Source organism: Streptomyces sp. NBC_01241 (assembly GCF_041435435.1).
Classification (GTDB): Bacteria; Actinomycetota; Actinomycetes; order Streptomycetales; family Streptomycetaceae; genus Streptomyces.
In genome coordinates this window covers 4,821,165-4,841,722 of sequence record NZ_CP108494.1, presented here as the reverse complement: position 1 = coordinate 4,841,722, position 20,558 = coordinate 4,821,165, and the positions used below count along the sequence as shown (strand labels likewise).

The following is a 20,558-nucleotide window of genomic DNA, read 5'->3' as shown; positions in this document are numbered from 1 at the left end:
AGGCGAAGATCGCTATCTCCGCGCGTAGACCCTTGGCCCACCTGGGCCGGGAGTCTTTATGTATGCGGTCTTTACGGGGCACGGGAGGGGGGCGAGGGGAGCCCCATACACTGAGGTCATGGCGAAGTGGACACCGAAGCACGAGGCACCCGAGCCCCTGGAGGGGCCCGTTGTCGCCACCATCACGGGCGGCACGATCCTCTGGTTCGTCCTCTTCCTGGTCCAGCTCCCGTTCTACGGCTGGTTCGACGACCACGGGCACGCGTGGTGGGTGTGGACCTGTCTGGCCGGTGCGGGTCTCGGCCTGATCGGCATCTGGTACGTGCGGGGACGGGACGCGGCGATCAAGCGGGCCGCAGCCGCCGCCGAGGAATCGGCCGGGGTTCCGGCCTCGGGAACCGGGCCGGACGACCGGGGCACCTCGGACACCCCCGCGTGATGTGACACGTCCCACCAGGCAGTCCGGGGTTTTCCGGGGTTTCATCCCCCCGTAGGACCATTCCCCTCCTTCCCCGGTCTGATCTTCGGATCTTCGTTGGGTGATTCGAACGTTCCACCCGTACCGTCGGAACCATGACGCAGCGGGCACCCCATTCCTCCGGCGAGCAGCCCCCCGGGGCTTCCGGTTCCGCCGACCGCCCCGGACCGGCCATGATCGACGCCGGGTCCGAGCTCGACCCGGTCCACCCCGTGAAGCTGCCGGCCCCGGCGGTGAACACCCGTGGGCTGACCGCCGCCGAGGTGGCCGAGCGGATCGCCCGGGGCGAGGTCAACGACGTACCCGTCCGCTCGTCGCGTTCCATGAGCGAGATCGTCCGCGCCAACGTCTTCACCCGGTTCAACCTGATCATCGGCGTGCTCTGGCTGATCATGCTGTTCGTCGCGCCGATCCAGGACAGCCTCTTCGGCTTCGTGATCGTCGCCAACACCGGCATCGGCATCGTCCAGGAGTGGCGGGCCAAGAAGACCCTGGACGGCCTCGCGGTCATCGGCGAGGCAAAACCCACCGTGCGGCGCGACGGGGTCTCGGCCGAGATCTCCACCTCCGAGATCGTCCTCGGCGACCTCGTCGAGCTCGGCCCCGGCGACAAGGTCGTCGTGGACGGCACGGTCGCCGAGGCCGACAGCCTGGAGATCGACGAGTCGCTGCTCACCGGCGAGGCCGACCCGGTGCTGAAGCACCCCGGCGACCTCGTCATGTCCGGCAGCTTCGTCGTCGCGGGCGGCGGCTCGTTCGCCACCACCAAGGTCGGCCGCGAGGCCTACGCCGCGCAGCTCGCCGAGGAAGCGTCCCGCTTCACCCTCGTCCAGTCCGAGCTGCGCACCGGCATCTCCACGATCCTCAAGTACGTCACCTGGATGATGGTGCCGTCCGCGATCGGCCTGGTCATCAGCCAGTTCGTCGTCAACAACAACGACATCAAGGGGTCGGTCGCCCGGACCGTCGGCGGCATCGTTCCGATGATCCCGGAGGGCCTGGTGCTGCTCACCTCGGTCGCCTTCGCGATCGGTGTCGTACGGCTCGGCCGCAAGCAGTGTCTGGTGCAGGAGCTCCCCGCCATCGAGGGGCTGGCCCGCGTCGACGTCGTCTGCCTGGACAAGACCGGCACGCTCACCGAGGGCGGCATGGACATCGCCGAGGTGCGGGCGCTGGGCGGTACGGACGACGCGTACGTACGGCGCGTGCTGGGCGCCCTCGGCGCCTCCGACCCACGGCCCAACGCCAGCCTCCAGGCCATCGTCGATGCCTACCCCGACGGCGAGGAGTGGCGGTGCACGCAGGCACTGCCGTTCTCCTCGGCCCGCAAGTACAGCGGCGCCGCGTTCGACGAGGGCGGCGGCCGGGCATCGGTCTGGCTGCTGGGCGCCCCCGATGTCCTGCTGCCCGAGCACGACCCGGCGCTCGCCGAGATCGAGCAGCTCAACGAGCAGGGGCTGCGGGTGCTGCTGCTGGCTCGCGCGCAGGGCGAGCTCGAAGGCCCGGACGCCGCCGGCGGGGCCGTACCGAGCGCGCTGGTCGTCCTGGAGCAGCGGCTGCGGCCCGACGCAGGCCGGACGCTGGCCTACTTCGCCGACCAACGGGTCGCCGCGAAGGTCATCTCCGGCGACAACGCGGTCTCCGTCGGCGCGGTCGCCGGGAAGCTCGGCATGCCGGGCGCCGGGAACACCCTGGACGCGCGCCGGCTGCCCACCGACCCGGACGACATGGCCACGGCCATGGAGGAGAACGCGGTCTTCGGCCGGGTCACCCCGCAGCAGAAGCGGGACATGGTCGGCGCGCTCCAGTCCCGCGGCCACACCGTCGCGATGACCGGCGACGGCGTCAACGACGTACTGGCGCTCAAGGACGCCGACATCGGCGTCGCCATGGGGTCGGGCTCCGAGGCGACCCGGGCCGTCGCCCAGATCGTGCTGCTCGACAACAGCTTCGCGACGCTGCCGTCCGTCGTCGCCGAGGGCCGCCGGGTGATCGGCAACATCACCCGGGTCGCCACCCTGTTCCTGACCAAGACGGTCTACTCGGTGCTGCTGGCGATCCTGGTGGTCTGCTTCCAGGTCGACTACCCGTTCCTGCCGCGCCACCTGACGCTGCTGTCGACACTGACGATCGGCATCCCGGCGTTCTTCCTGGCCCTCGCCCCCAACAAGGAACGGGCCCATCCGCACTTCGTGCGCCGTGTCATGCGGTACGCGATCCCGTCGGGTGTCATCGCGGCCGTCGCCACCTTCGTGACGTATATGGCCGCCCGGCACTACTACTCCGGTACGGGCGCGCTGGACGCGGAGACCAGCGCGGCGACACTCACGCTGTTCCTGGTCTCGATGTGGGTCCTGGCGATCATCGCCCGTCCGTACACCTGGTGGCGGGTGTGTCTGGTGGTGGCGATGGGGCTGGCGTTCCTGATCGTGCTGGTGGTGCCGTGGCTGCAGCAGTTCTTCGCGCTGAAGCTGGTGGGAGCGATGATGCCGTGGACCGCGGTGGGGATCGCGGTGGTGGCGGCGGCCGGCCTGGAGTGCGCCTGGCGGCTGGTCGGCCGCCGCTTCCCGGTGTAGTTCCCCGAGTACTTCCCCGACCGCGGGGTGACTACGGGATGCTACAGATCTACTTCACGTCGACGAAGTCGCCCGCGGTCGTGATGGCCGGGGTGGTGGACGTACCGGCGAAGCTGTAACGCCAGTAGCCGTCGACCGACGCCTTGACGGTCGTCTTCAGGTTGCCCGTGCTGTTCGTCTTGATCGTCTTGATCGTGGTGTACGTGGAGCTGGTCTTCTTGCGGAACTGGAGCTTCACCGGCTGGGCGGTGTAGCCGTGGTACTTGTGGTCCTCCCAGTTCGCCCGCGACAGCTTGCCGGTGACGGTGATCGTCCCGCCCTTCTTCACGGGCTCCGGAGCGGCGTTCACCGTCAGCTTCGACAGCCGCTGCACACGGGCGGTGCTGTAGGACTGGTTCTCGGCGGCGCTGGTCTCATCGCCGGAGAGCACGGCCACGGCGACCTTCCAGGTACCGGCCAGGGAGTTCTTGTACAGGTCGTAGCGCGGGTCGATCGTGAAGGTCAGCTTGCACGTGGAGGTCGTCGCGTTGACCTTGGCGCACTTGACCACGTCCTCGTTCGGCACGACCGCCCCGTCCACGGTGTCCGGGGAGGACAGGTCCTTGCCGTGCCACAGGGCGACGAAGGCGTCGGAGATGCCGGAGGGGTGCGAGGCGGTGATCGAGGCGGAGACCGTCTTGGAGGCGGTGGTGCCCAGAACGATGTCCTTGCCGCCGTTGACGACGACCTTGGAGATGACGGGCTCGGACGTGGCCGCCGCACGGGCGGCCTTCGACGCGCCCTGCGGGGCGATGCCGAAGATCTCGGCCGCCGACGTCGGGATGTTCGGCAGGTTCGCGGCGTCATCCGCGTGGGCGGCCGGGACGGCCAGGGCGGACAGGGCCAGGGCGCCGGAGACGGCGGCCACGGTGGCACGAATACGCATGTATTTCCCCAGTGGAGAAAGGGCCCCGCGAGTATGTGATGCGACCCGAGCGGGGCTCGTTCGGTCTGAGAGTCTGCTGACTCGACAGACCAGACCCGCCACACTTGTGAAGGGTTGTACGCCAAACTGGCACTTCTTGCGAAGATCCCCCTCCCTTCGGGTGCCCATGGGCGCGCCGCCTCAGTCGAACCAGCGGTCCCGGGCCAGTTCCTCCGTACGGGACGGGTCCTCCAGCAGCGCCGCGACCTCGAAGCGGCGCGGCCACTGCCCCGCCGCCCAGGCCAGGCCCGCCGCGACGCCTTCCAGCGTGGCGGCGTGCACGGCCCCGTCGGGGGTGCGGCGCCAGTCCAGCTCGACGCCGCCCGCGCGCAGTTCACCGTGCTCGACGTACGTGTCCGGAGTCCGGGCGCCGAGCAGGACCCGTACCGCATCCGGTACGTGATGCTCCTCGCCCTCCGTCGTCACCTCGGCCGCCACGGTCTCGCCGAGCCGCCGCACCTGCAACAGCTCGGCAAGATCGGCCGCGCGCGCCGGGGCGACCGGGAGCAGCGGGAGCCCGGTGGTCAACGGCAGCAGATCCGGGGCGTCCGCGATCACGGCGTCCGCCGCGTCGACGACCCGGACCTCGCCGTCGACCACGGCCCGCAACGCGTCGGGCAGCGTGACCTGTTCGGGGTCGAGTTCGGCCAGCGCGGTGTACAGGGCGTGCAGTTGTACGGGGCCGACCTCGCGGTCCTCGTCCGCGAGCCGGCCGAGGAGTTCGGCGGCGCCGCCGGGCTCGTCGAGGAGGGCGGCCACGGAGGTCCGTACGCCGAGGGCGCGCAGCACCTGGGCGTCGTCGAAGCCGGTCGCGTCGACGGATTCGTACAGTCCGGCCAGCCGCGGGTCGCCGGACGCCGCGCGCAGGCCGGCCGGGCGACGGCCGTCGATCACGGGGTGGTCGCGCAGCCACCAGGCCGTGTACGGGCGGACGGACCGGGTCGTGCCGTCGGGCAGCAGCACCCGCACGGGCTGGGTCAGCGCGTCGCGCAGCGGCGGCCGGGCGAGCAGGGCGAGCGCCTGCGGCCAGGCGTCGTCGTCGACGAGGTCCAGGTCGCGGACGGCGACGAGTTCGGTGGCGACCGGCGGCACGGTTGTGTCCGGCAACTGGTCGAGGACGTCCTCGCACCACACGTCGACGGCATCGAGCAGACCGGCGTCGTCGGGCTCGGCGAAGTCGCCCTCACGGGGCTCCAGTTCGTCCGGGTCCAGAACGACATCGGTGGCCCTCACGAGGGCGAAGGTGGCGAGCACGCCGCAGGCGGTGAGCGGCTGTTCGCCCCAGCGTTCGGCCAACTCCTGCTCGCAGAGAGCGAGTTCGCCTTCCCGCATGATGGCCGCGAACGGACTTTTGGGCAGCACGAGTTCACCGGCGGGGGCCGGTTCGCCGTCCTCGTCGGGGAGGGCGAGCGCACCGAGCCAGGGCTCGTCGCCGGGGGCCAGGTCGGCGTCCCGTACGAGGGTGAGGACGGTCTCGGCGAGCTCGTCGACGTCCAGCGCGTCCTCGTCCCAGATCTCGCCCGCGTCCAGCGATCCGGCGACGGCGGCCCGCACCTGAGGGGTCGACAGCACGGCGCGGGGCGTGGCGGGCAGGGCGCCCAGCTTCTCCAGCAGCGGATGGGCGGCGTCCGGGTGCGCGACCTTCAGCCCGAGCCGGGCGAGCCGGCCGAGGACGGGTCCGGTGAGCGCGCCGGGGAGCGGGAGGAGGACCTGGCGGGGGCCGATGGTGGTGCGGGGCGCGGCCGGGGCCTGCGATTCCGGTGTCTCCGGCTTCCCGGCCAGCGGGACGGGCAGACCGGAGAGACGGTCCGGGTCGACGCCGGACAGGCTGTCGTACAGCCGCCGCCACCAGCCGGGGTCGCGTTCGAGCCCGGCGAGCCGGTCGATCGCCTCGGTCAGCGGGACGCGGGCGATGCCGAGGGTGCGCAGTTCGCTGCGGCGCTCCAGTCCGGCGGGCAGCAGGCAGGGCAGGACCTCGGAGAGCACCCGCACGGTCTCGGCGCCGACGCCCTCCAGCACCTCGGCCTCGATGGGGCGCAGCGCGGTGGTGACCGCCTCGCGGATGCCGTCCGGCTGCGCGTCCCAGGTGTCCCACCGGTCCACTTCGGCCGTGGCGTCGCGCGGGGCGGCGGGCGCCAGGAACGCGACGCGCGGCAGCCGCGCCAGGATCGCGCCGCGCAGGGCGCCGTCCAGTTCGCCCTTGCCGAGCGGTCCGGGGACGAGGTCGATGGTGTCGACCGCCACCGGCTGCCAGCCGGCGAGCAGTTCGGCGTACGCGTCGGCCGCGCGCTGCACCAGGAAGTCGGTGAGCGGGCCGGGCGCGGGGTGGCGGCGGGCGGTGTCGAGCGGCAGCGACGCGATGAGCAGCGCGGGAATGCCGAGGGGTTCGTCGGTGGGGGTCGGCGCGTGGACGACGGGGGCGGTGCGGGGGCGTACGGGGGCGCCTTCCGCGTCCACGGGGACGGCCCAGGTGACCGACCAGTGCGGGCGCAGCCGTTCCTCGCGGGGCCGGTCGGCGAGCAGCGCTGCCTCGACGGGGCCGTGGTGGGTGACGGTGCGCCAGCGGTGCGTACCGTGCGCGGAGTCCTCGACGTGGGTGTACGGGCCGTGCTGCGAGCGGCGCAACGTCCGCACGGTGTCCGGGGTTTCGATCACGATCTCGTCGAGCCCGCGCAGGGTGAGCAGGAGGGCGTCGTCGACCGCGTCGAGCAGCCGGACCACGAGGTCCTCGGCGCCACCGTCGCGCAGCGGGAGGACGACGACGGTGTCGTACCCGTCGGGTGCGGTGCCCTCGGCGGGCAGCGGGAGCCGCAGCAGCGGTACGTGGCCGTCGCGGCGGCGGAGCTCGTCGCCGAGGCCGGGACTGGCGACGGCCGCGCGGGCGGCGAGGTCGCGGGCCTCGGCGAGGGACCAGCGGACGCCGCCGTGCCGGCCGACGAGGGCGGGCTCGTCGCTCACCGCGAGCACGGCGGCGAACCCGACGCCGAACCTGCCGACGGCTCCCTCGTGGCCCTCGCGCTTGGCGGAGGCGCGCAGGGTGGAGAGCGATTCCACGCCGGTGGCATCGATGGGGGCGCCGGTGTTGGCGGCGGCGAGTACGGCAGGGGCGTCCGCGGTCGCCGCGTGCAGGGTGAGGCGGAGCCGCCCGGGGACCCGGGCGCGGGCGGCGGCGTCGGCGGCGTTCTGGGCCAGCTCGACGACGAGGCGGTCGCGATAGCCGCCGAGCGCGAGGTCCTCCTCGGCGTTGGCGTCCTCGCGGAATCTGGCGGGGCCGGCGCCCCAGGCGTCGAGCACACCGCGTCGCATCCGTACGGTCCCGAACGGATCGGCCCCCTCGGTCGCATTCATGCTCACGCTCTGACTCCGCTCTTTCCGGTTACGCCTTGCCCGTGCCGCCAGTGTGCGCCTGAAGGTACCGGGTCCTCTCGCCGGGCGGGCTCCGCGAACGGCGCTCCCCGCGGGTGGCAAGGCGTCCGCCCCGGTTCCGGGCAGGGCTTGTCGACGTACGGGCGACAGATTCAAGCCCGTCGAGGGGGTCTCCTCATGCCCTTGAGGCTACGGGGGAGTTTGAGGACAAAACCGGTTCGCCGGGCGGGCCCGCGGTCTTGGTCACCGGCCGCGCCGGAGCGCCCGCGAGCCCGGCCCCGGTCAGGAGTGGCCGAGATCCTCCGTCGGAGCGTCCGGCTCCGCCGGGACCGAGCCGGAGTCCCGCGCCGGCCGCAACGGGTACTCGTCCACCTGCATCGTGTCCAGCGCGTGCGGCGTCGGCTTCGGCGGCTTCGGCATCACCGCCGCCTCCGAATGCCCTCCGCACCCGTACGACAGCGACACCACGTGTCCGTCGGCCGGGCCGAACTCGTTCGCGCAGACCCCGAACGCCTGCTTCAGCGAACCCGCCAACGGCACCAGGAACGCGCAGGTGACACACGACGCGGGCGCCGCCTGGGCCATCGGCGTCTTCGCGCCGAACTCCTCGTCCCACCGGTCGGCCGCCGTGTGCAGTCCGTACCGCGACAGGACCCGCGCCCGCCGCATGCCGAGCTCCTCGGCGACCGCCGCGATCGAGCCCCGGCTGGTCGTCGCGGGGCGCGTCGTCAGCTCCGCGTCCTCCGCGTCGACGAGGTCGGCCATCTCCTGGGAAACCTCGGAGACCGCGGAGTCCGGCGGCGGCTCGTCCTCGCCGGTGTAGCCGGGCTCCAGGCGGAGGTCGTCCGCCTCGGTGGGCAGCAGATCGCCGGGCCCCATGTCGCCGGGGCGCAGGCGCTCGCTCCACGGCACCCACTCGGGGGCGAGGAGCGCATCGCTGCCGGGCAGCAGAACCGTCTCGTCGAGGGTGACGTTCTTCGCGCGGGACGCCCGGGCGACGGTCACCGCCCAGCGCCAGCCCCGGTAGCCGGGCTCCCGGCACTCGAAGAAATGCGTGACGACCCGGTCACCCTCGGAGACCAGGCCCACATGCTCACCGACGACCCCCGGCGCGGCTGCTTCCTCGGCCGCCGCGCGCGCGAGGTCTACCGCCTCGGCGCACAGACGGTCGGGGGCAGGGGTACGGGCCGTACGGCTTCGCGTCGTCGCAGCACTCACAGGTCTCGCTTCTCTCCTACGCCAGTCTCACGAGTGCGCCAGCACATCCATCGATTTCGGCCGTGACGGCTGCGGGCGGAGCGGACCTGGGGGCCGCGTCGACGTCCACACCCGTTGTGCCTGCCTCGGGCGCACCTTCTGCAATCCATTCTGCGGGATCGCCGATAGGCGCGCGGCCGAGGACAACCGCCGGTGGCGCGCTACGCACGCTACCCTCTCCGCCGCCCCCCGCCCACCTGCCCGTCCGGAACAGGGTCGTATCCGGTGCCGTGTCCGGTGCGAAGAAGGCCTCGCGGCCCGTACGAAGACAGCCTCGCGGCCCGTACGAAGACGGCCTCGCAGCCCGTACGGAGACGGACCGGACAACCGGTCGACGACCAGCCGGACACCGGCCGGACGACCAGCCGGTTCGAGCCGGGCGGACTGGGCGGAGCACTGACCCGACAGGGCGGAGCGCTCCGCGTCCCGGACCGATGCCGGTTCGTCACCGCGACGGCTGGGGCACTATGTCGAAGTGACTTCCGCCAGGTCGCACAGGGATTCCGGCCCGCTCCGCAGGACGGGCCGGGCGATCGGTCATGCCCTCCACACCCCGTTCACCGGCACCGCGAAAGGCATCCGGAAAGCGACGCACGCCCATGGCGCCGGGGAGTCCGGGCTCGGCAAGCTGATCGAACTGCACGCCGTGAACGGCGCGGGCGATGTGATGATCACGGTCGCGCTCGCGTCGACGGTGTTCTTCTCCGTGCCGACGGACGAGGCCCGGGGCCGCGTCGCCCTCTACCTCGCCATCACCATGGCGCCCTTCACCCTCCTCGCGCCCGTGATCGGCCCGCTCCTGGACCATCTGCCGCACGGCCGCCGCGCCGCGATGGCCGCTGCGATGCTGACCCGTGCGGTGCTCGCGCTCACCATGTCGGGCGCGGTCGCCACCGGCGGCCTGGAGCTGTATCCGGCCGCGCTGGGCGTCCTGGTCTGCTCGAAGGCGTACGGGGTGGTCCGCAGCGCCGTCGTGCCGCGCCTGCTGCCACCGCGCTTCTCGCTGGTGAAGGCGAATTCCCGGGTCACCCTGGCCGGTCTCCTGGCGACCGGCGTCGCCGCCCCGATCGGCGCGGGGCTGCACACGATCGGGTCCCCCTGGCCGCTGTACGGAGCGTGCGTGATCTTCATCGGGGGTACTGTCCTCGCTTTCACGCTGCCGCACACGGTCGACTCCGCGAAGGGCGAGCGCAAGGCCCGGCTGGTGCCGACGTACGGCGCGGCGGCCCCCCGGCCCGGTACGAAGCGGAACGGGAGGACGAGGGGCCGGGAGAAGAACGGCGAGAAACGGCCCGGGCTGCGGTCCGTCGGACCGTCCGTGCTGAACGGCCTCCAGGCCAACACCGCGCACCGCGCGCTCTCCGGATTCCTCATCTTCTTCCTGGCGTTCCTGCTGCGCGAGCAGCCGCTCGCCGGGCAGAGCGCCGCCGTCTCGCTCGGCATCGTCGGTGTGGCGGCCGGTGCGGGAAACGCGCTCGGCACGGCGTTCGGCGCCTGGCTGAGGGCCCGCGGCCCCGAGGTGATCGTCGCCTCCGTGCTGACCCTGGCGCTGGGGGCCGCCGTGCTCGCCGCGCTCTTCTTCAGCACCGTCATGGTCGCCGCGCTCAGCGCGACGGCGGGCTTCACCCAGGCCCTGTCGAAGCTCTCGCTGGACGCGATGATCCAGCGCGACGTGCCCGAGGAGGTACGGACCTCCGCGTTCGCCCGGTCGGAGACCGTGCTCCAGATGGCGTGGGTGGTCGGCGGCGGCATCGGCATCGTCCTCCCCCTCAACGGCGTACTGGGCATGTCGGTCGCCTCGGGCATCCTCGCCCTGGGTGCGGCCACGTCCGTACGGGGGCTGCTGGTCGGCGCGCGGCGCGGCTCGCCGCACCCCCGCGTGGCGTGAGCCGGAGCGACCGATAGCCTTCGGCCCATGACCGTTGCGTTCTTCTCCGGTAAGGGCCGTCGAATCGGCGTCGCTCTTGGTGCCGTGTCCGCGGGACTCCTTGTCCTCTCCGCCTGCGACAAGCCGACGCCGCTCGCGACCGTAACGGTCGGCGGCAACGTGGTGACGTCCGAGGCGGCCTGCTACAACGACGGCAAGCCCCTCAAGTCCTCCGAATACGAGAGCTGCCTCAACAAGAAGGCGGAGAAGTCCGTCGAGGTCGCCATGGACGACAAGGTCCGCTTCGGCGTCGACCCGGAGATCGCGGACAACGGCTGGACGCTGTTCATCAACGGCCAGCAGGCCGAGCAGGAGCCGTACAAGAAGACCTACCGGTCCATCCCGGGCAGCGCCTTCTTCTCCAGCCAGACCGGCGAGACGTCGAACAAGACGCAGGTCAGCATCGTCGAGACCAAGGGCAAGAAGCTCACGGGCGTCTGGCACTTCGAGCTGAAGAAGACCAGCTGATCCTCTCCTGACCTCGGAGGACTCCCCCCCGTGCGTGTGCTTGTCGTGACCGCTGTCCCGGTGGAACGGGACGCGGTCACGCGTGCGTTCGGGGACGGTTCCGCGGCGCCCGTGCGCGAGGCGGGGGGTGCGGAGATCCACCGCGCCGGGCCCTTCGACGTCCTCGCGGGCGGCGCGGGACCGGCCGCGGCCGCGGCCGCGGCCGCCTTCGCGCTGGCCACCGCGCCCGAGCCGTACGGTCTCGTCATCTCGGCCGGCATCGGCGGCGGGTTCGCCCCCGCCGCGCCGCTCGGCTCCCTCGTCGTCGCGAGCGCGATCGTCGCCGCCGATCTGGGCGCCGACACCCCCGACGGATTCCTGCCCGTCACCGCCCTGGGCTTCGGGCGCGACCGCTTCACGCCACCGCCCGCACTGGTACGGGAGGTGGCCGCGGCCACCGGTGGGACGACCGGGGAGATCCTCACCGTCTGCACCGTCACCGGCACCGCGGAGCGCACCGCCGCACTGCTCACCGCGCACCCCGCGGCCACCGCCGAGGCCATGGAGGGCTTCGGGGTCGCCGAGGCCGCCGGGCGGGCGGGCGCGGCGGTGCTGGAGATCCGCGCGGTCTCGAACGCCGTCGGCCCGCGCGACCGCGCCGCCTGGCGCATCGGCGACGCGCTGACCGCGCTCACCGGGGCGTTCGGGAAGCTCATACCCGTGCTGGAAGGCTGGACCCCCCATGACCGAAACCACGCGTGACCGGCTGGACATCGCCTTCTCGCCGTGCCCGAACGACACGTTCGTCTTCGACGCCTGGGCGCACGGACGGGTCCCCGGCGCGCCCGCTCTCGATGTCACCTTCGCCGACATCGACATCACCAACGGCATGGCCGAGCGCGGCGAGCTCGACGTCCTCAAGGTCTCGTACGCGGTACTGCCCTGGGTCCTTCACGAGTACGCGCTGCTGCCGTGCGGCGGGGCGCTGGGGCGGGGCTGCGGGCCGCTCGTCCTCACGAAGGAGCCGGGCACGGACCTGACGGGCCGGACCGTCGCCGTGCCGAGCGAGCGCTCCACCGCGTATCTGCTGTTCCGGCTCTGGGCGGCCGAGGTGGTGCCGGGCGGGGTCGGCGAGATCGTCGTCCTGCCGTTCGACGAGATCATGCCCGCCGTGCGCGACGGGAAGGTGGACGCCGGTCTCGTCATCCACGAGGCGCGTTTCACGTACCAGAACTACGGGCTGCACAACCTCGCCGACATGGGCCGGCACTGGGAGGACACGACCGGGCTGCCGATCCCGCTCGGCGCGATCATCGCCAAGCGGTCGCTGGGCGCGGACACGCTGAAGCTGCTCGCCGATTCGGTGCGCACCTCGGTACGGATGGCCTGGGACGACCCCGAGGCGTCCCGGCCCTACGTGCTGGAGCACGCCCAGGAGATGGACCCGGCCGTGGCGGACCAGCACATCGGGCTGTACGTCAACGAGTTCACGGCCGACCTCGGCGAGGACGGCTACGCGGCAATCCGCGGACTGCTGACGCGTGCCGCGGCCGAGGGGCTGGTACCGCCCCTCGGCCCGGATGCGCTGTCGTTCGTCTGAGATCCTCCGGGCCCCATTCGCGTGCGAGATCCGCCGGGCCCCACACGCCGGGTGAGACCTCGCCGGGGCCTACACGTCGAGCTGGTCGGCGACCGCGCGCAGCAGGCCGCCGATCTTCTTGCCGGCCGCCTTGTCGGGGTAGCGGCCGCGCTCCAGCATCGGCGTGATGTTCTCCAGCAGGGTGGTCAGGTCCTGCACGATGGACGCGAGTTCGTCCGGCTTGCGGCGCTGCGCCGCCGCGACGGAGGGCGTCGGGTCCAGGATCGCCACCGACAGCGCCTGGTCTCCGCGCTGACCTGCGACGACGCCGAACTCGACCCGCTGACCGGGCTTGAGTTCGTCGACGCCGTCGGGGAGCACGGAGGAGTGCACGAAGACGTCGCCGCCGTCATCGCGGGAGAGGAAGCCGAAGCCCTTCTCGCTGTTGAACCACTTGACCTTGCCAGTCGGCAAAGTACGCACCCCATCTCAACCCATGTGCCGGAACAAAGCCTCTGCAGGTCAGGCTATCCAGTGGTGGTGCTCCCCTGCTGGCAGCAGCCTCCCCAGGGGGAGTACCCCTCGTCAAGCCTGGTCATCCGGACTCTGTCCAGAAACGGTGCTTGTTTCTGTACATCGCCTGCCGCGGGGTGGTTCGCCGGTGTCGGGAACTACCCTGGCGGGGTGAGCACTACTCCTTCTGGCGCAGGTGACCGGCTCGTCCGGATCGGCGCGATCGTCTTCTTCATCGGAGCGCTGGCCACACTGGCCACGATGGCCCCGCTGTTCCTCGGGACCCATCCGCTTCCGTCCATCGCGTGGTCGCTGTGCATGCTGATGGGCGTCGGCTTCCTGATCGCCGCGGCGGGCGTGGTGCGGTCGGTGTGGGCGGGGGCGCCGAAGCGGTAGGGCTGGGGCGCTACCGAGGGGGTCCGCTGCCCGGCGGCAGGTGGCAGATGCTGCCGGAGCGGCCGGCGGCGCTGGAGATGTACGGGGAACTCGACCGGCTCGGCGCTCTCGGCGTCACACGATGGCTGGACGGGGTGCAGTGCCCGCTGCTGCTGGTGCAGGCCGCATCCGCTTCCTTCGGCGGATTCCGCCAGATGATGTAGCGGCGGATCATGCTGCCCTGCTCCTTGTGGCTGGCGTGGCCGGTGCCGTCGAGGGCGAAGTTGCGCAGGACGGTGAACTGGGCCTCGATGCGGTTCAGCCAGGAGCTGTTGGCTGGCGATCCACCCCCGAGCGCCGCTCGACGGTGCACTGGGCCCGCCGCCGGGCCGGGGAGATCCGCCAGCTCCAGGCTGCGGCGCCGAGGTAGGCGCAGCCTTCACAGGGCTCACGGGTGGTGCGTCGTCGAACGGGACGTAGACGACGTCCGGCCGTGGTAGCGGTCGAGTTCATGCTGGTCAGAGGCATTGCCGTCCTGTGCAGGTGCCCACGTTGCATGAAGTATGCGCTGAGCATCGGCAATCGTGGTTCCCGAACCCCGGAGTCGGGCACGGGGCAGCTTCGGCCCTTCTCCCGTCGTCGGGAGCGGATCCCAGCACTTCCCGCGGCTGCGCCCCGCCTCAGTCCGTTGTCTCGGTCGCCAGCTCACACGCGCGCACGTACTCCTGCACCAGCGGGCGGCGGTCGTCGGCGCGCCAGGCCAGGGCGAAGCGGCTGGGCGAGATGCCCCTCACCGCACGGGTGACGACTCCGCCGAGGGTGATCAGCGAGGTGTTCCCGTCCGCCAGCAGGACCACGCCGAGACCCGCGATGAGCGCCTCGTACGTCTCCTCGGTGCCTGCCACCTCCGCGCCAATGAGTGCCGGCTTCCCGCCGCGGGCGTCGGTGGCAAGCCAGTAGTCCCGCAGCGGCCCGGCGCTGTCGGGCAGAGCGAGAAACGGCTCGTCCAGCAGGTCGGTGAAGTCGATGATCTCCCGGTCGGCGAGCGGGTGAGTATCGGCCATGGCGACCAGGCGGGGTTCCTCGGCGACCACCACCCACCGGTAGCGGTCCGGATCGGGCAGCGGGAGCCAGACGAACGCCGCGTCGCACGTGCCGTCCGCGAGCCCGGCGGTCGAGTCGTGCCAGGGGACCTGGCGAAGTCTGAGGCGGGCGTCGGGGCGCGCGGCGGTGAAGCGGGAGCGGATCGCCGGCAGCACGCCCCCGCGCCCCGGGCTGGTACTCATCCCCACGACGAGGACGGCCGCCCGGTCGGCCACGACCCGGGCGACTGCCTCCTGGGCTGCCTCCCACTCGGCGAGAATGCGCTGAACATGCGGCAGCAGCGCTGCACCGACCGCGCTCAGGCGCACTTCGCGCCGGCCGCGCTCGAACAACGCGGCCCCCACCTGTTTCTCCAGCATCCTGATCTGCTTGCTCAGCGCGGGCTGCGAGACGTACAGCCGCTCGGCTGCACGCGTGAAGTGCAGCTCCTCGGCCACTGCGGCGAAGTACCTCAGGTCCCGTCCGTGAACGTCCATAACCATCGGCTATCACAGCGGATCTTGGACGGGCAACCGGTGTGCCCCGCAAGGTAGTTCACACACGGACCGCCGAGAACAGCGGACCACTTGGCACAAGGAGAAGAACATGAACAAGGTATGGCTGGTCACCGGGGCGAGCAGTGGGTTCGGCCGGGCGATCACCGAAGCGGCGGTGGCTGCGGGCGACATCGTGGTCGCCGCCGCCCGCCGCACTGCGCTGCTCGACGACCTGGTCGCCGCGCACCCGGACCAGGTCGAGGCGCTACCGCTGGACGTCACCGACATCGCGGGCGTCCAAGCCGCGGTCGACGGCGTGGCAGCCCGGCACGGCCGGATCGACATCCTGGTCAACAACGCCGGACGCGGCATGGTGGGGGCGGTCGAGGAGACCACCGACGCGGAGCTGCGGGATCTGATGGACCTGCACTTCTTCGGCCCGGCCGCGCTCACCCGGGCCGCGCTGCCGCACATGCGCCGCCGGGGCTCGGGCGCCATCGTGCAACTGACCAGCATGGGTGGGCGGTTCGCCTTCGCCGGAGTCGGCGCCTACTGCGCCACCAAGTTCGCCCTGGAGGGGCTCTCCGAGGCCTTGGCCGCCGAGGTCGTCCCACACGGCATTCGGGTGCTGATCGTCGAGCCCGGCGCGTTCCGAACCGGCTTCGCCGGCGCCGCAGCACTGCGGCCCTCCCCGGCCCTGGACGCCTACCAGGACACCGTGAGTCCCGTCCTTTCTGGGCTGCCGGGCGGTAGCGGCCAGGAACCCGGGGACCCGGCCAAGGCCGCGGCCGCCATCCTCACAGCTCTGGACGCCGACGAACCGCCGCTGCGTCTGCCGCTCGGCAACGACGCCGCCGACGCGATCACCGACCACCTCGACCGTGCCCACACCGAACTCCGCTCCTGGGAAAAGCTCACCCGCTCCACCGACTTCGACGACTGACACCTCCAGCCGCCTCCGCCCCTGTTCCCGCCCACCGTCTCCACGCAGGCGTGGCGGTAGACCCAGGCGGCGGGCGCTGCGGACGGTGTGCTGCCCATACAGGGCGCCGCGGTCGGGGACGCGTAGCTTCCGGCTGCGATCGTCGCGACGCGCTCCGACCAGCGCATTCCGGCCCAGTGATGACAGCGGCCTGGGGTGACGGCAACTGCCCACACAGGCAGCAGGCTGACCGCACGTACCGCTACGCCGGGCGGCGGAGCCCTGTCGCACCCGGCACGTGGCTCCCCGCTGCAGGCCGGTCTGTCCGTGGTCGCTCCCTGGCTTCCAGTCTCGGTCGCATACCTTCAAGAACGCCTCAGGAGTGTCCTGATGAAATCCCTGCTCAAGTCCTCCCCGGCCGCCCGCACCGCGGGCTCGGCTCCGGAGGTGGCCCGGGGCGGATCCCCGACGGTGCTCGGTGCCGCCCTGCTGGGCTTCTTCCTCATCTCCCTGGACGCGTTGATCGTCACCGTCGCGCTGCCCGACATCGGCCGCAGCCTCGGCGGCGGCATGTCCGGCCTGCAATGGGTGGTGGACGGATACACACTGATCTTCGCCGCCCTGATGCTCTCCGCGGGCGCCCTCTCCGACCGCATCGGGGCCAGGCGGGCGTACGGCGGCGGCCTTGTGCTCTTCGCGCTGGCCTCGGCCGCGTGCGGACTGGCGCCCGCGCTCGGCGTGCTGGTGGCGGCGCGACTGGTACAGGGGGGTGCGGCGGCGGTGATGATGCCGACGTCGCTGGCGCTGGTCCGGCAGGGCTTTCCCGACCAGGCGAAGCGGGCTCGGGCCATCGCCATCTGGACCGTGGGCGGAGCGGTCGCGGTGGCCGCCGGGCCGGTGCTCGGCGGGGCACTCACCGCCTCCGCGGGCTGGCGATGGATCTTCTTCCTCAACCTCCCGGCGAGCCTGCTGGCACTCGTCCTGCTCGCCCGCGTGCCCGCCTCCCCGCGGCTGCCCTCGCGACTGGACTCGGTCGGGCAGCTGACGACGGTGGTCGCGATGGGCGCGCTGACGTATGGCGTGATCGAGGGCGGCGCCGAGGGCTTCGGCCGGCCGTTCGTGGTGGTGTCACTGCTGGTGGCCGCGGCCGCAGCAGCCGCCTTCCTCGCCGCGCAGGCCAGGGGCGCGCACCCGATGCTGCCGCTGCCGCTGCTCCGCTCGCGGGTGGTGGTGGTGTCCTTGGTGGTCGGCTTCATGCTCAATGCCGCCTACTACGGCGGGGTTTTCATCTTCAGCCTGTACCTGCAGCAGGAGCGCGGGCAGACCGTGCTGCACGCGGGCCTGATGTTCATTCCGATGACGGCACTGGTCGCAGTGGTCAACCTGGCCTCGGCGAAGCTGGCCGAGCTGTTCGGCCCGCGGGTACCGATGGTGGCGGGACAACTGATCGGGACGGCCGGGCTACTGGCGCTGCTCACCGTCGGCGCGCACACCAACGTATGGGCGGTGGCGGTGCTGATGGTGCCGGTCGGCCTCGGCGGGGCGCTGACCGTGCCGGCGCTGACCGCGATGCTGCTGGACGCGGTGCCCGCGGACCGGGCGGGCACCGCCTCCGCCGTGCTCAACACCGGCCGCCAGGTCGGCGGCGCGATCGCGGTGGCAGTCTTCGGGGCGCTGCTGGCGGGAGCGGACACGTTCCTGGCCGGCATGCGGTGGAGCATGCTGCTCGCGGCGGCCGGGCTCGTACTGACGGCGGGCGCAACGCTGACGCTGCCGCGGGACGGGCGCCGGGGTGTGGAGATGTGAGCCGGACGGTGTGTCACGGCAGGGCCGCGGGTCTCCTCGCCACCGGAACGGTGCGGACCGAGTTCCAGCGGGTCCTGCCGCCGCCCACCGGGAAGTGCAGCGGTTCAGGTGCTTTCCCTTCCACGCACCCTCGACCAGCCGGTGCGGGGCCCTTGCGGGTCAGCGCCGGGTCATCGTGGTGATGAGTGCCCAGTTCAGTGACACGACGCGTATGTCGCTCACCGTGGGTCTTCCACTGCACTACCGCGGCCCCTCTCGTTGAACTCCTGGCATCGCAGAACGCAGCGGGACGTCAGCCGTGGGCGCGGTGGTCCTTGAGGGTACGCACGAGGGCGGCCCAGGCTGCCGGTGTGGTGCGGAGTATCGCTCCGGTGGAGTCGCTGCTCTCGGTGAGGCTGACCGTGCTGTTGTGCGCGGCGACGTGCAGGCAGGATTCGCCCTGTCCGCAGTACGAGGACCTCTGCCATGCGTGCTGGTGCATATCCAGTTCCTTCACTGGTCGGCGATCAGACTGTGGATGAAGTCCCGGGAGTTGTCCGGCGCCAGCGCCACGGCCTCCATGCGTGCCAGCAGGAGACGGTAGGCCTCCAACTCCGCCTCGGCATCAACCAGGACAGGGCCGTGTGACTGGTCCAGCGAAACGGTGTCGAGGCGGGGCACCGAGCCGTGTACGTACAGGATGGTCTGCCCGGATCCGGGGTAGGCGCCGATGGCGAACGGGATTACCTGGACCGTGATGTGTTCCCGCTCGCTCTGCTCAAGCAGATGTCGAAGCTGGTTCCTGGCGATGGCGGGGCCGCCAACCGGCACGCGGAGGGCAGCTTCATGAATGACTGCCCGGTACGTTGGCGGATTTGGTCGTTCCAGCAGGGCCTGGCGTTGAAGTCGGTGACTCACGCGGTGCTCGATGTCTGAGCGAGAGAACTCCGGCACCACCTGCCGGAAGATCTCGCGGGCATGGTCCGTGGTCTGGAGGAGACCCGGGACGTGGGACGTATTGGCAGACCGCAGCCCGGTTGCGTGGTGCTCCAGTTCCGCGATGTCCAGCAAAGGGGAGGGCAGCACCTCACGGAATGTCTCCCACCAGCCCGACGAGCGTTCCCCGGCAAGATCGAGCAGTCCCGCGATATACGCGACGTCCGAGCAGCGATAGTTGCGAGCCATCGCCCGCAGCCGTTCCGCACTCACACCGAAACGGCTCGCCTCGATGTTGCTGAGCTGAGCCTGGCTGATGCCGAGCAGGCGGGCGCCCTCAGTGGCCGTGAGCCCAGCGCGGTCCCGCAATCTACGCAGCTCGGCCCCAAGGCGCAGGCGTCGCACGCCGGGGGTGCTTCTGGACGCCATACGTCAACTCTCCTTAATCAGGAATGTGTTGGCAACGTCACCCACACGAGTGCACATCTCAATCAATTGCCGATCTCGCAAATATTTTATGTCTCATGTCGCTAGTTTGGATCCAGGCCACCCGCCCGGAAGTACCCCGCTCGACGGAGCGGCCTCGTCACCGGGCAACTCGAAGTGCATCCTTCAACTTCCCTCCGTGAACGGAGACTTCCATGGTCAGTGCCACGGTATCCCCGCCCTGGACGTACACCCTCCAACTCCCGCAGGATCCCCGCGCCCCCGGCGTGGCCCGTGCAACCCTCCGCACCATCCTGCGCGTGCACGGCATGCGCGAACTCACCGAAATCGCGGAGCTGTTGGCGAGCGAGCTGGTCACCAACGCCTACCTGCACTCCTCGGGCGCGTACTCCCTGCGCCTGCGCGACGCCGGGCGGAGCCGGGTCAGGCTGAGCGTCTGGGACACCAACCCGCACATCCCCGCCCCGTTCCGGTGGAACGCCCAGGCCCCGGCGGAGCTCGCCGAACGAGGGCGGGGGCTCTACCTCGTCACCCTCTACGCGGAGAGCTGGGGTGCGTACCCCATGCACAGTGGTCTGCCGGGGCAGGGCGGAAAGCTGCTCTGGGTGGAGTGCGCGGTGAAGACGGACGATGCTCCGTCGTACGGCGCTCGGTAAACCCGCACCCGTCGGAAGCCCTACGCCGCGTAACCGGCCAGCCAGGACGGGAACTCCGCCAGCGACGACAGGACGACATCCGCCCCCGCCGCCCGAAGCTCCTCCGCGTCGCACGGGCCCGTGGTGACCGCCACCGACAGCGCCCCGGCCGTGCGGGCGCCGCGTACGTCCCCGGTGTGGTCGCCGACGTACACGTGCGCCCCGTGCTCGCGCAGGGCCCGCCCCTTGGCCTCCGCCCACAGGCCGCCGATCACCGCGTCGGGCTCGATCCCCAGGTGGGCCAGGTGGAGCTCCGCGCTCGGCCGGTGCTTGGCGGTGACGACTATCGCCCGGCCGCCCCGCTCCCGGATCGCCGCGACCGACTCCCGGGCGCCCGGGAGCGCGAGGCTCGGGGCGATGGCGTGTGTGGGATAGATCTCGCGGTACCGGTCGGCGGTCGCGGCCACCACATCGGCCGGAAACCAGTTCCGCAGCTCCTCGTCGACCGGCGGTCCGAGCCTGCTCACCACCAGGTCCGTGTCGATCGGCGTCCCCGTCTCGGCGGAAAGCGCCAGGTAGGCGGCCTTGATGCCGGGCCGGGAGTCGATGAGCGTCATGTCGAGGTCGAAGCCGACCGTCAGGGGGTGCGAGGGCATGGAGTCCATTGTCGCGGGGCCGGGCACGGAGCCGAAACGCCGTAACCGTCCGGTACGGCCCTCGGGCCCGAAATCGGCGGTGCTTAGACTTAGCCAAGCCTAACTTTGCTTCGCT

At 71.5% G+C, this 20,558-nt stretch carries 19 protein-coding genes and 1 pseudogene; 11 read left to right on the top strand and 9 right to left on the bottom strand.

What is annotated here, in order from left to right:
* Positions 1-118 precede the first annotated feature (118 nt).
* Together OG306_RS21605 and OG306_RS21600 are read left to right on the top strand one after the other, a co-directional pair.
* Positions 119-439, top strand: coding sequence for a DUF2530 domain-containing protein (locus OG306_RS21605; protein WP_266747724.1), 321 nt, complete (start codon positions 119-121; stop codon positions 437-439).
* Positions 440-573: 134 nt separating this feature from the next.
* Complete coding sequence (locus tag OG306_RS21600) at positions 574-3,054, top strand: HAD-IC family P-type ATPase (protein WP_266747723.1); 2,481 nt, start codon at positions 574-576, stop codon at positions 3,052-3,054.
* Positions 3,055-3,103: 49 nt separating this feature from the next.
* On the opposite strand, the gene OG306_RS21595 is transcribed toward OG306_RS21600, so the two are convergent.
* From OG306_RS21595 to OG306_RS21585, 3 genes are all read right to left on the bottom strand, one after another.
* Positions 3,104-3,979 (bottom strand): calcium-binding protein, encoded by an 876-nt coding sequence (locus tag OG306_RS21595; RefSeq protein WP_327258931.1) that lies wholly within the window; start codon positions 3,977-3,979, stop codon positions 3,104-3,106.
* 180 nt (positions 3,980-4,159) lie between these two features.
* A complete protein-coding gene (locus OG306_RS21590) occupies positions 4,160-7,366 on the bottom strand; it encodes a sacsin N-terminal ATP-binding-like domain-containing protein (RefSeq protein ID WP_266752341.1) in 3,207 nt (1,068 codons plus the stop codon).
* A 300-nt stretch (positions 7,367-7,666) separates the two neighbouring features.
* On the bottom strand, positions 7,667-8,602 hold the full coding sequence (locus tag OG306_RS21585; protein WP_266747721.1) for a DUF3027 domain-containing protein: 936 nt from the start codon (positions 8,600-8,602) through the stop codon (positions 7,667-7,669).
* A gap of 514 nt (positions 8,603-9,116) precedes the next feature.
* Here OG306_RS21585 and OG306_RS21580 point away from each other — a divergent pair.
* The 4 genes from OG306_RS21580 to OG306_RS21565 are packed head-to-tail and all read left to right on the top strand — an operon-like array spanning position 9,117 to position 12,615.
* A complete protein-coding gene (locus tag OG306_RS21580) occupies positions 9,117-10,529 on the top strand; it encodes an MFS transporter (protein WP_266747720.1) in 1,413 nt (470 codons plus the stop codon).
* Positions 10,530-10,556: 27 nt separating this feature from the next.
* On the top strand, positions 10,557-11,036 hold the full coding sequence (locus tag OG306_RS21575; protein WP_266747719.1) for a DUF2771 domain-containing protein: 480 nt from the start codon (positions 10,557-10,559) through the stop codon (positions 11,034-11,036).
* Positions 11,037-11,066: 30 nt separating this feature from the next.
* The gene (locus OG306_RS21570; RefSeq protein ID WP_266747718.1) at positions 11,067-11,777 is read left to right on the top strand and encodes a futalosine hydrolase; all 711 of its coding nucleotides are present in this window, start codon (positions 11,067-11,069) and stop codon (positions 11,775-11,777) included.
* A complete protein-coding gene (locus OG306_RS21565) occupies positions 11,758-12,615 on the top strand; it encodes a 1,4-dihydroxy-6-naphthoate synthase (RefSeq protein ID WP_266905882.1) in 858 nt (285 codons plus the stop codon). Before OG306_RS21570 ends, OG306_RS21565 begins: the two co-directional genes overlap by 20 nt.
* Before the next feature lie 69 nt (positions 12,616-12,684).
* Here OG306_RS21565 and OG306_RS21560 read toward each other — a convergent pair whose 3' ends face one another.
* Positions 12,685-13,068, bottom strand: coding sequence for a cold-shock protein (locus tag OG306_RS21560; protein ID WP_323183905.1), 384 nt, complete (start codon positions 13,066-13,068; stop codon positions 12,685-12,687).
* Between the two features lie 210 nt (positions 13,069-13,278).
* Here OG306_RS21560 and OG306_RS21555 point away from each other — a divergent pair, with 210 nt between their 5' ends.
* Both OG306_RS21555 and OG306_RS21550 read left to right on the top strand, forming a co-directional pair.
* Positions 13,279-13,503 (top strand): hypothetical protein, encoded by a 225-nt coding sequence (locus tag OG306_RS21555; RefSeq protein ID WP_266747716.1) that lies wholly within the window; start codon positions 13,279-13,281, stop codon positions 13,501-13,503.
* Positions 13,504-13,550: 47 nt separating this feature from the next.
* Positions 13,551-13,706, top strand: a complete 156-nt coding sequence (locus OG306_RS21550) for a hypothetical protein (protein WP_266747715.1) — start codon at positions 13,551-13,553, stop codon at positions 13,704-13,706.
* Here the strand turns inward: OG306_RS21550 and OG306_RS21545 are convergent.
* Together OG306_RS21545 and OG306_RS21540 are read right to left on the bottom strand one after the other, a co-directional pair.
* Positions 13,688-13,825, bottom strand: a pseudogene (locus OG306_RS21545) (transposase); the annotation flags it as partial. The gene OG306_RS21550 and the pseudogene OG306_RS21545 overlap by 19 nt on opposite strands.
* Positions 13,826-14,162: 337 nt before the next feature.
* A complete protein-coding gene (locus OG306_RS21540) occupies positions 14,163-15,068 on the bottom strand; it encodes a LysR substrate-binding domain-containing protein (protein ID WP_371665571.1) in 906 nt (301 codons plus the stop codon).
* 103 nt (positions 15,069-15,171) lie between these two features.
* Here OG306_RS21540 and OG306_RS21535 point away from each other — a divergent pair, with 103 nt between their 5' ends.
* The gene (locus OG306_RS21535; RefSeq protein WP_371665570.1) at positions 15,172-16,005 is read left to right on the top strand and encodes an oxidoreductase; all 834 of its coding nucleotides are present in this window, start codon (positions 15,172-15,174) and stop codon (positions 16,003-16,005) included.
* A gap of 369 nt (positions 16,006-16,374) precedes the next feature.
* On the top strand, positions 16,375-17,790 hold the full coding sequence (locus tag OG306_RS21530; protein ID WP_266747711.1) for an MFS transporter: 1,416 nt from the start codon (positions 16,375-16,377) through the stop codon (positions 17,788-17,790).
* A 292-nt stretch (positions 17,791-18,082) separates the two neighbouring features.
* Here the strand turns inward: OG306_RS21530 and OG306_RS21525 are convergent, their stop codons facing one another.
* Both OG306_RS21525 and OG306_RS21520 read right to left on the bottom strand, forming a co-directional pair.
* On the bottom strand, positions 18,083-18,271 hold the full coding sequence (locus tag OG306_RS21525; RefSeq protein WP_266747710.1) for a DUF397 domain-containing protein: 189 nt from the start codon (positions 18,269-18,271) through the stop codon (positions 18,083-18,085).
* A gap of 11 nt (positions 18,272-18,282) precedes the next feature.
* Positions 18,283-19,134, bottom strand: a complete 852-nt coding sequence (locus OG306_RS21520) for a helix-turn-helix domain-containing protein (RefSeq protein ID WP_266747709.1) — start codon at positions 19,132-19,134, stop codon at positions 18,283-18,285.
* 212 nt (positions 19,135-19,346) lie between these two features.
* On the opposite strand from OG306_RS21520, the gene OG306_RS21515 reads away from it, so the two are divergent.
* Positions 19,347-19,808 (top strand): ATP-binding protein, encoded by a 462-nt coding sequence (locus OG306_RS21515; protein ID WP_266747708.1) that lies wholly within the window; start codon positions 19,347-19,349, stop codon positions 19,806-19,808.
* Positions 19,809-19,828: 20 nt separating this feature from the next.
* Here the strand turns inward: OG306_RS21515 and OG306_RS21510 are convergent, their stop codons facing one another.
* Entirely contained in the window at positions 19,829-20,452 is a 624-nt protein-coding gene (locus OG306_RS21510) for an HAD family hydrolase (RefSeq protein WP_266747707.1), read from the bottom strand.
* Positions 20,453-20,558: the final 106 nt, after the last annotated feature.

What these genes read in the sequence shown, in the direction of transcription:
- OG306_RS21525 (WP_266747710.1), bottom strand. Translation starts at nt 18,271, where the DNA reads ATGCACCAGCACGCATGGCAGAGGTCCTCGTACTGCGGACAGGGCGAA.
- OG306_RS21520 (WP_266747709.1), bottom strand. Translation starts at nt 19,134, where the DNA reads ATGGCGTCCAGAAGCACCCCCGGCGTGCGACGCCTGCGCCTTGGGGCC.
- OG306_RS21540 (WP_371665571.1), bottom strand. Translation starts at nt 15,068, where the DNA reads ATGGTTATGGACGTTCACGGACGGGACCTGAGGTACTTCGCCGCAGTG.
- OG306_RS21515 (WP_266747708.1), top strand. Translation starts at nt 19,347, where the DNA reads ATGGTCAGTGCCACGGTATCCCCGCCCTGGACGTACACCCTCCAACTC.
- OG306_RS21510 (WP_266747707.1), bottom strand. Translation starts at nt 20,452, where the DNA reads ATGGACTCCATGCCCTCGCACCCCCTGACGGTCGGCTTCGACCTCGAC.
- OG306_RS21575 (WP_266747719.1), top strand. Translation starts at nt 10,557, where the DNA reads ATGACCGTTGCGTTCTTCTCCGGTAAGGGCCGTCGAATCGGCGTCGCT.
- OG306_RS21530 (WP_266747711.1), top strand. Translation starts at nt 16,375, where the DNA reads ATGAAATCCCTGCTCAAGTCCTCCCCGGCCGCCCGCACCGCGGGCTCG.
- OG306_RS21595 (WP_327258931.1), bottom strand. Translation starts at nt 3,979, where the DNA reads ATGCGTATTCGTGCCACCGTGGCCGCCGTCTCCGGCGCCCTGGCCCTG.
- OG306_RS21535 (WP_371665570.1), top strand. Translation starts at nt 15,172, where the DNA reads ATGAACAAGGTATGGCTGGTCACCGGGGCGAGCAGTGGGTTCGGCCGG.
- OG306_RS21605 (WP_266747724.1), top strand. Translation starts at nt 119, where the DNA reads ATGGCGAAGTGGACACCGAAGCACGAGGCACCCGAGCCCCTGGAGGGG.
- OG306_RS21550 (WP_266747715.1), top strand. Translation starts at nt 13,551, where the DNA reads ATGCTGCCGGAGCGGCCGGCGGCGCTGGAGATGTACGGGGAACTCGAC.
- OG306_RS21600 (WP_266747723.1), top strand. Translation starts at nt 574, where the DNA reads ATGACGCAGCGGGCACCCCATTCCTCCGGCGAGCAGCCCCCCGGGGCT.
- OG306_RS21590 (WP_266752341.1), bottom strand. Translation starts at nt 7,366, where the DNA reads ATGAATGCGACCGAGGGGGCCGATCCGTTCGGGACCGTACGGATGCGA.
- OG306_RS21565 (WP_266905882.1), top strand. Translation starts at nt 11,758, where the DNA reads ATGACCGAAACCACGCGTGACCGGCTGGACATCGCCTTCTCGCCGTGC.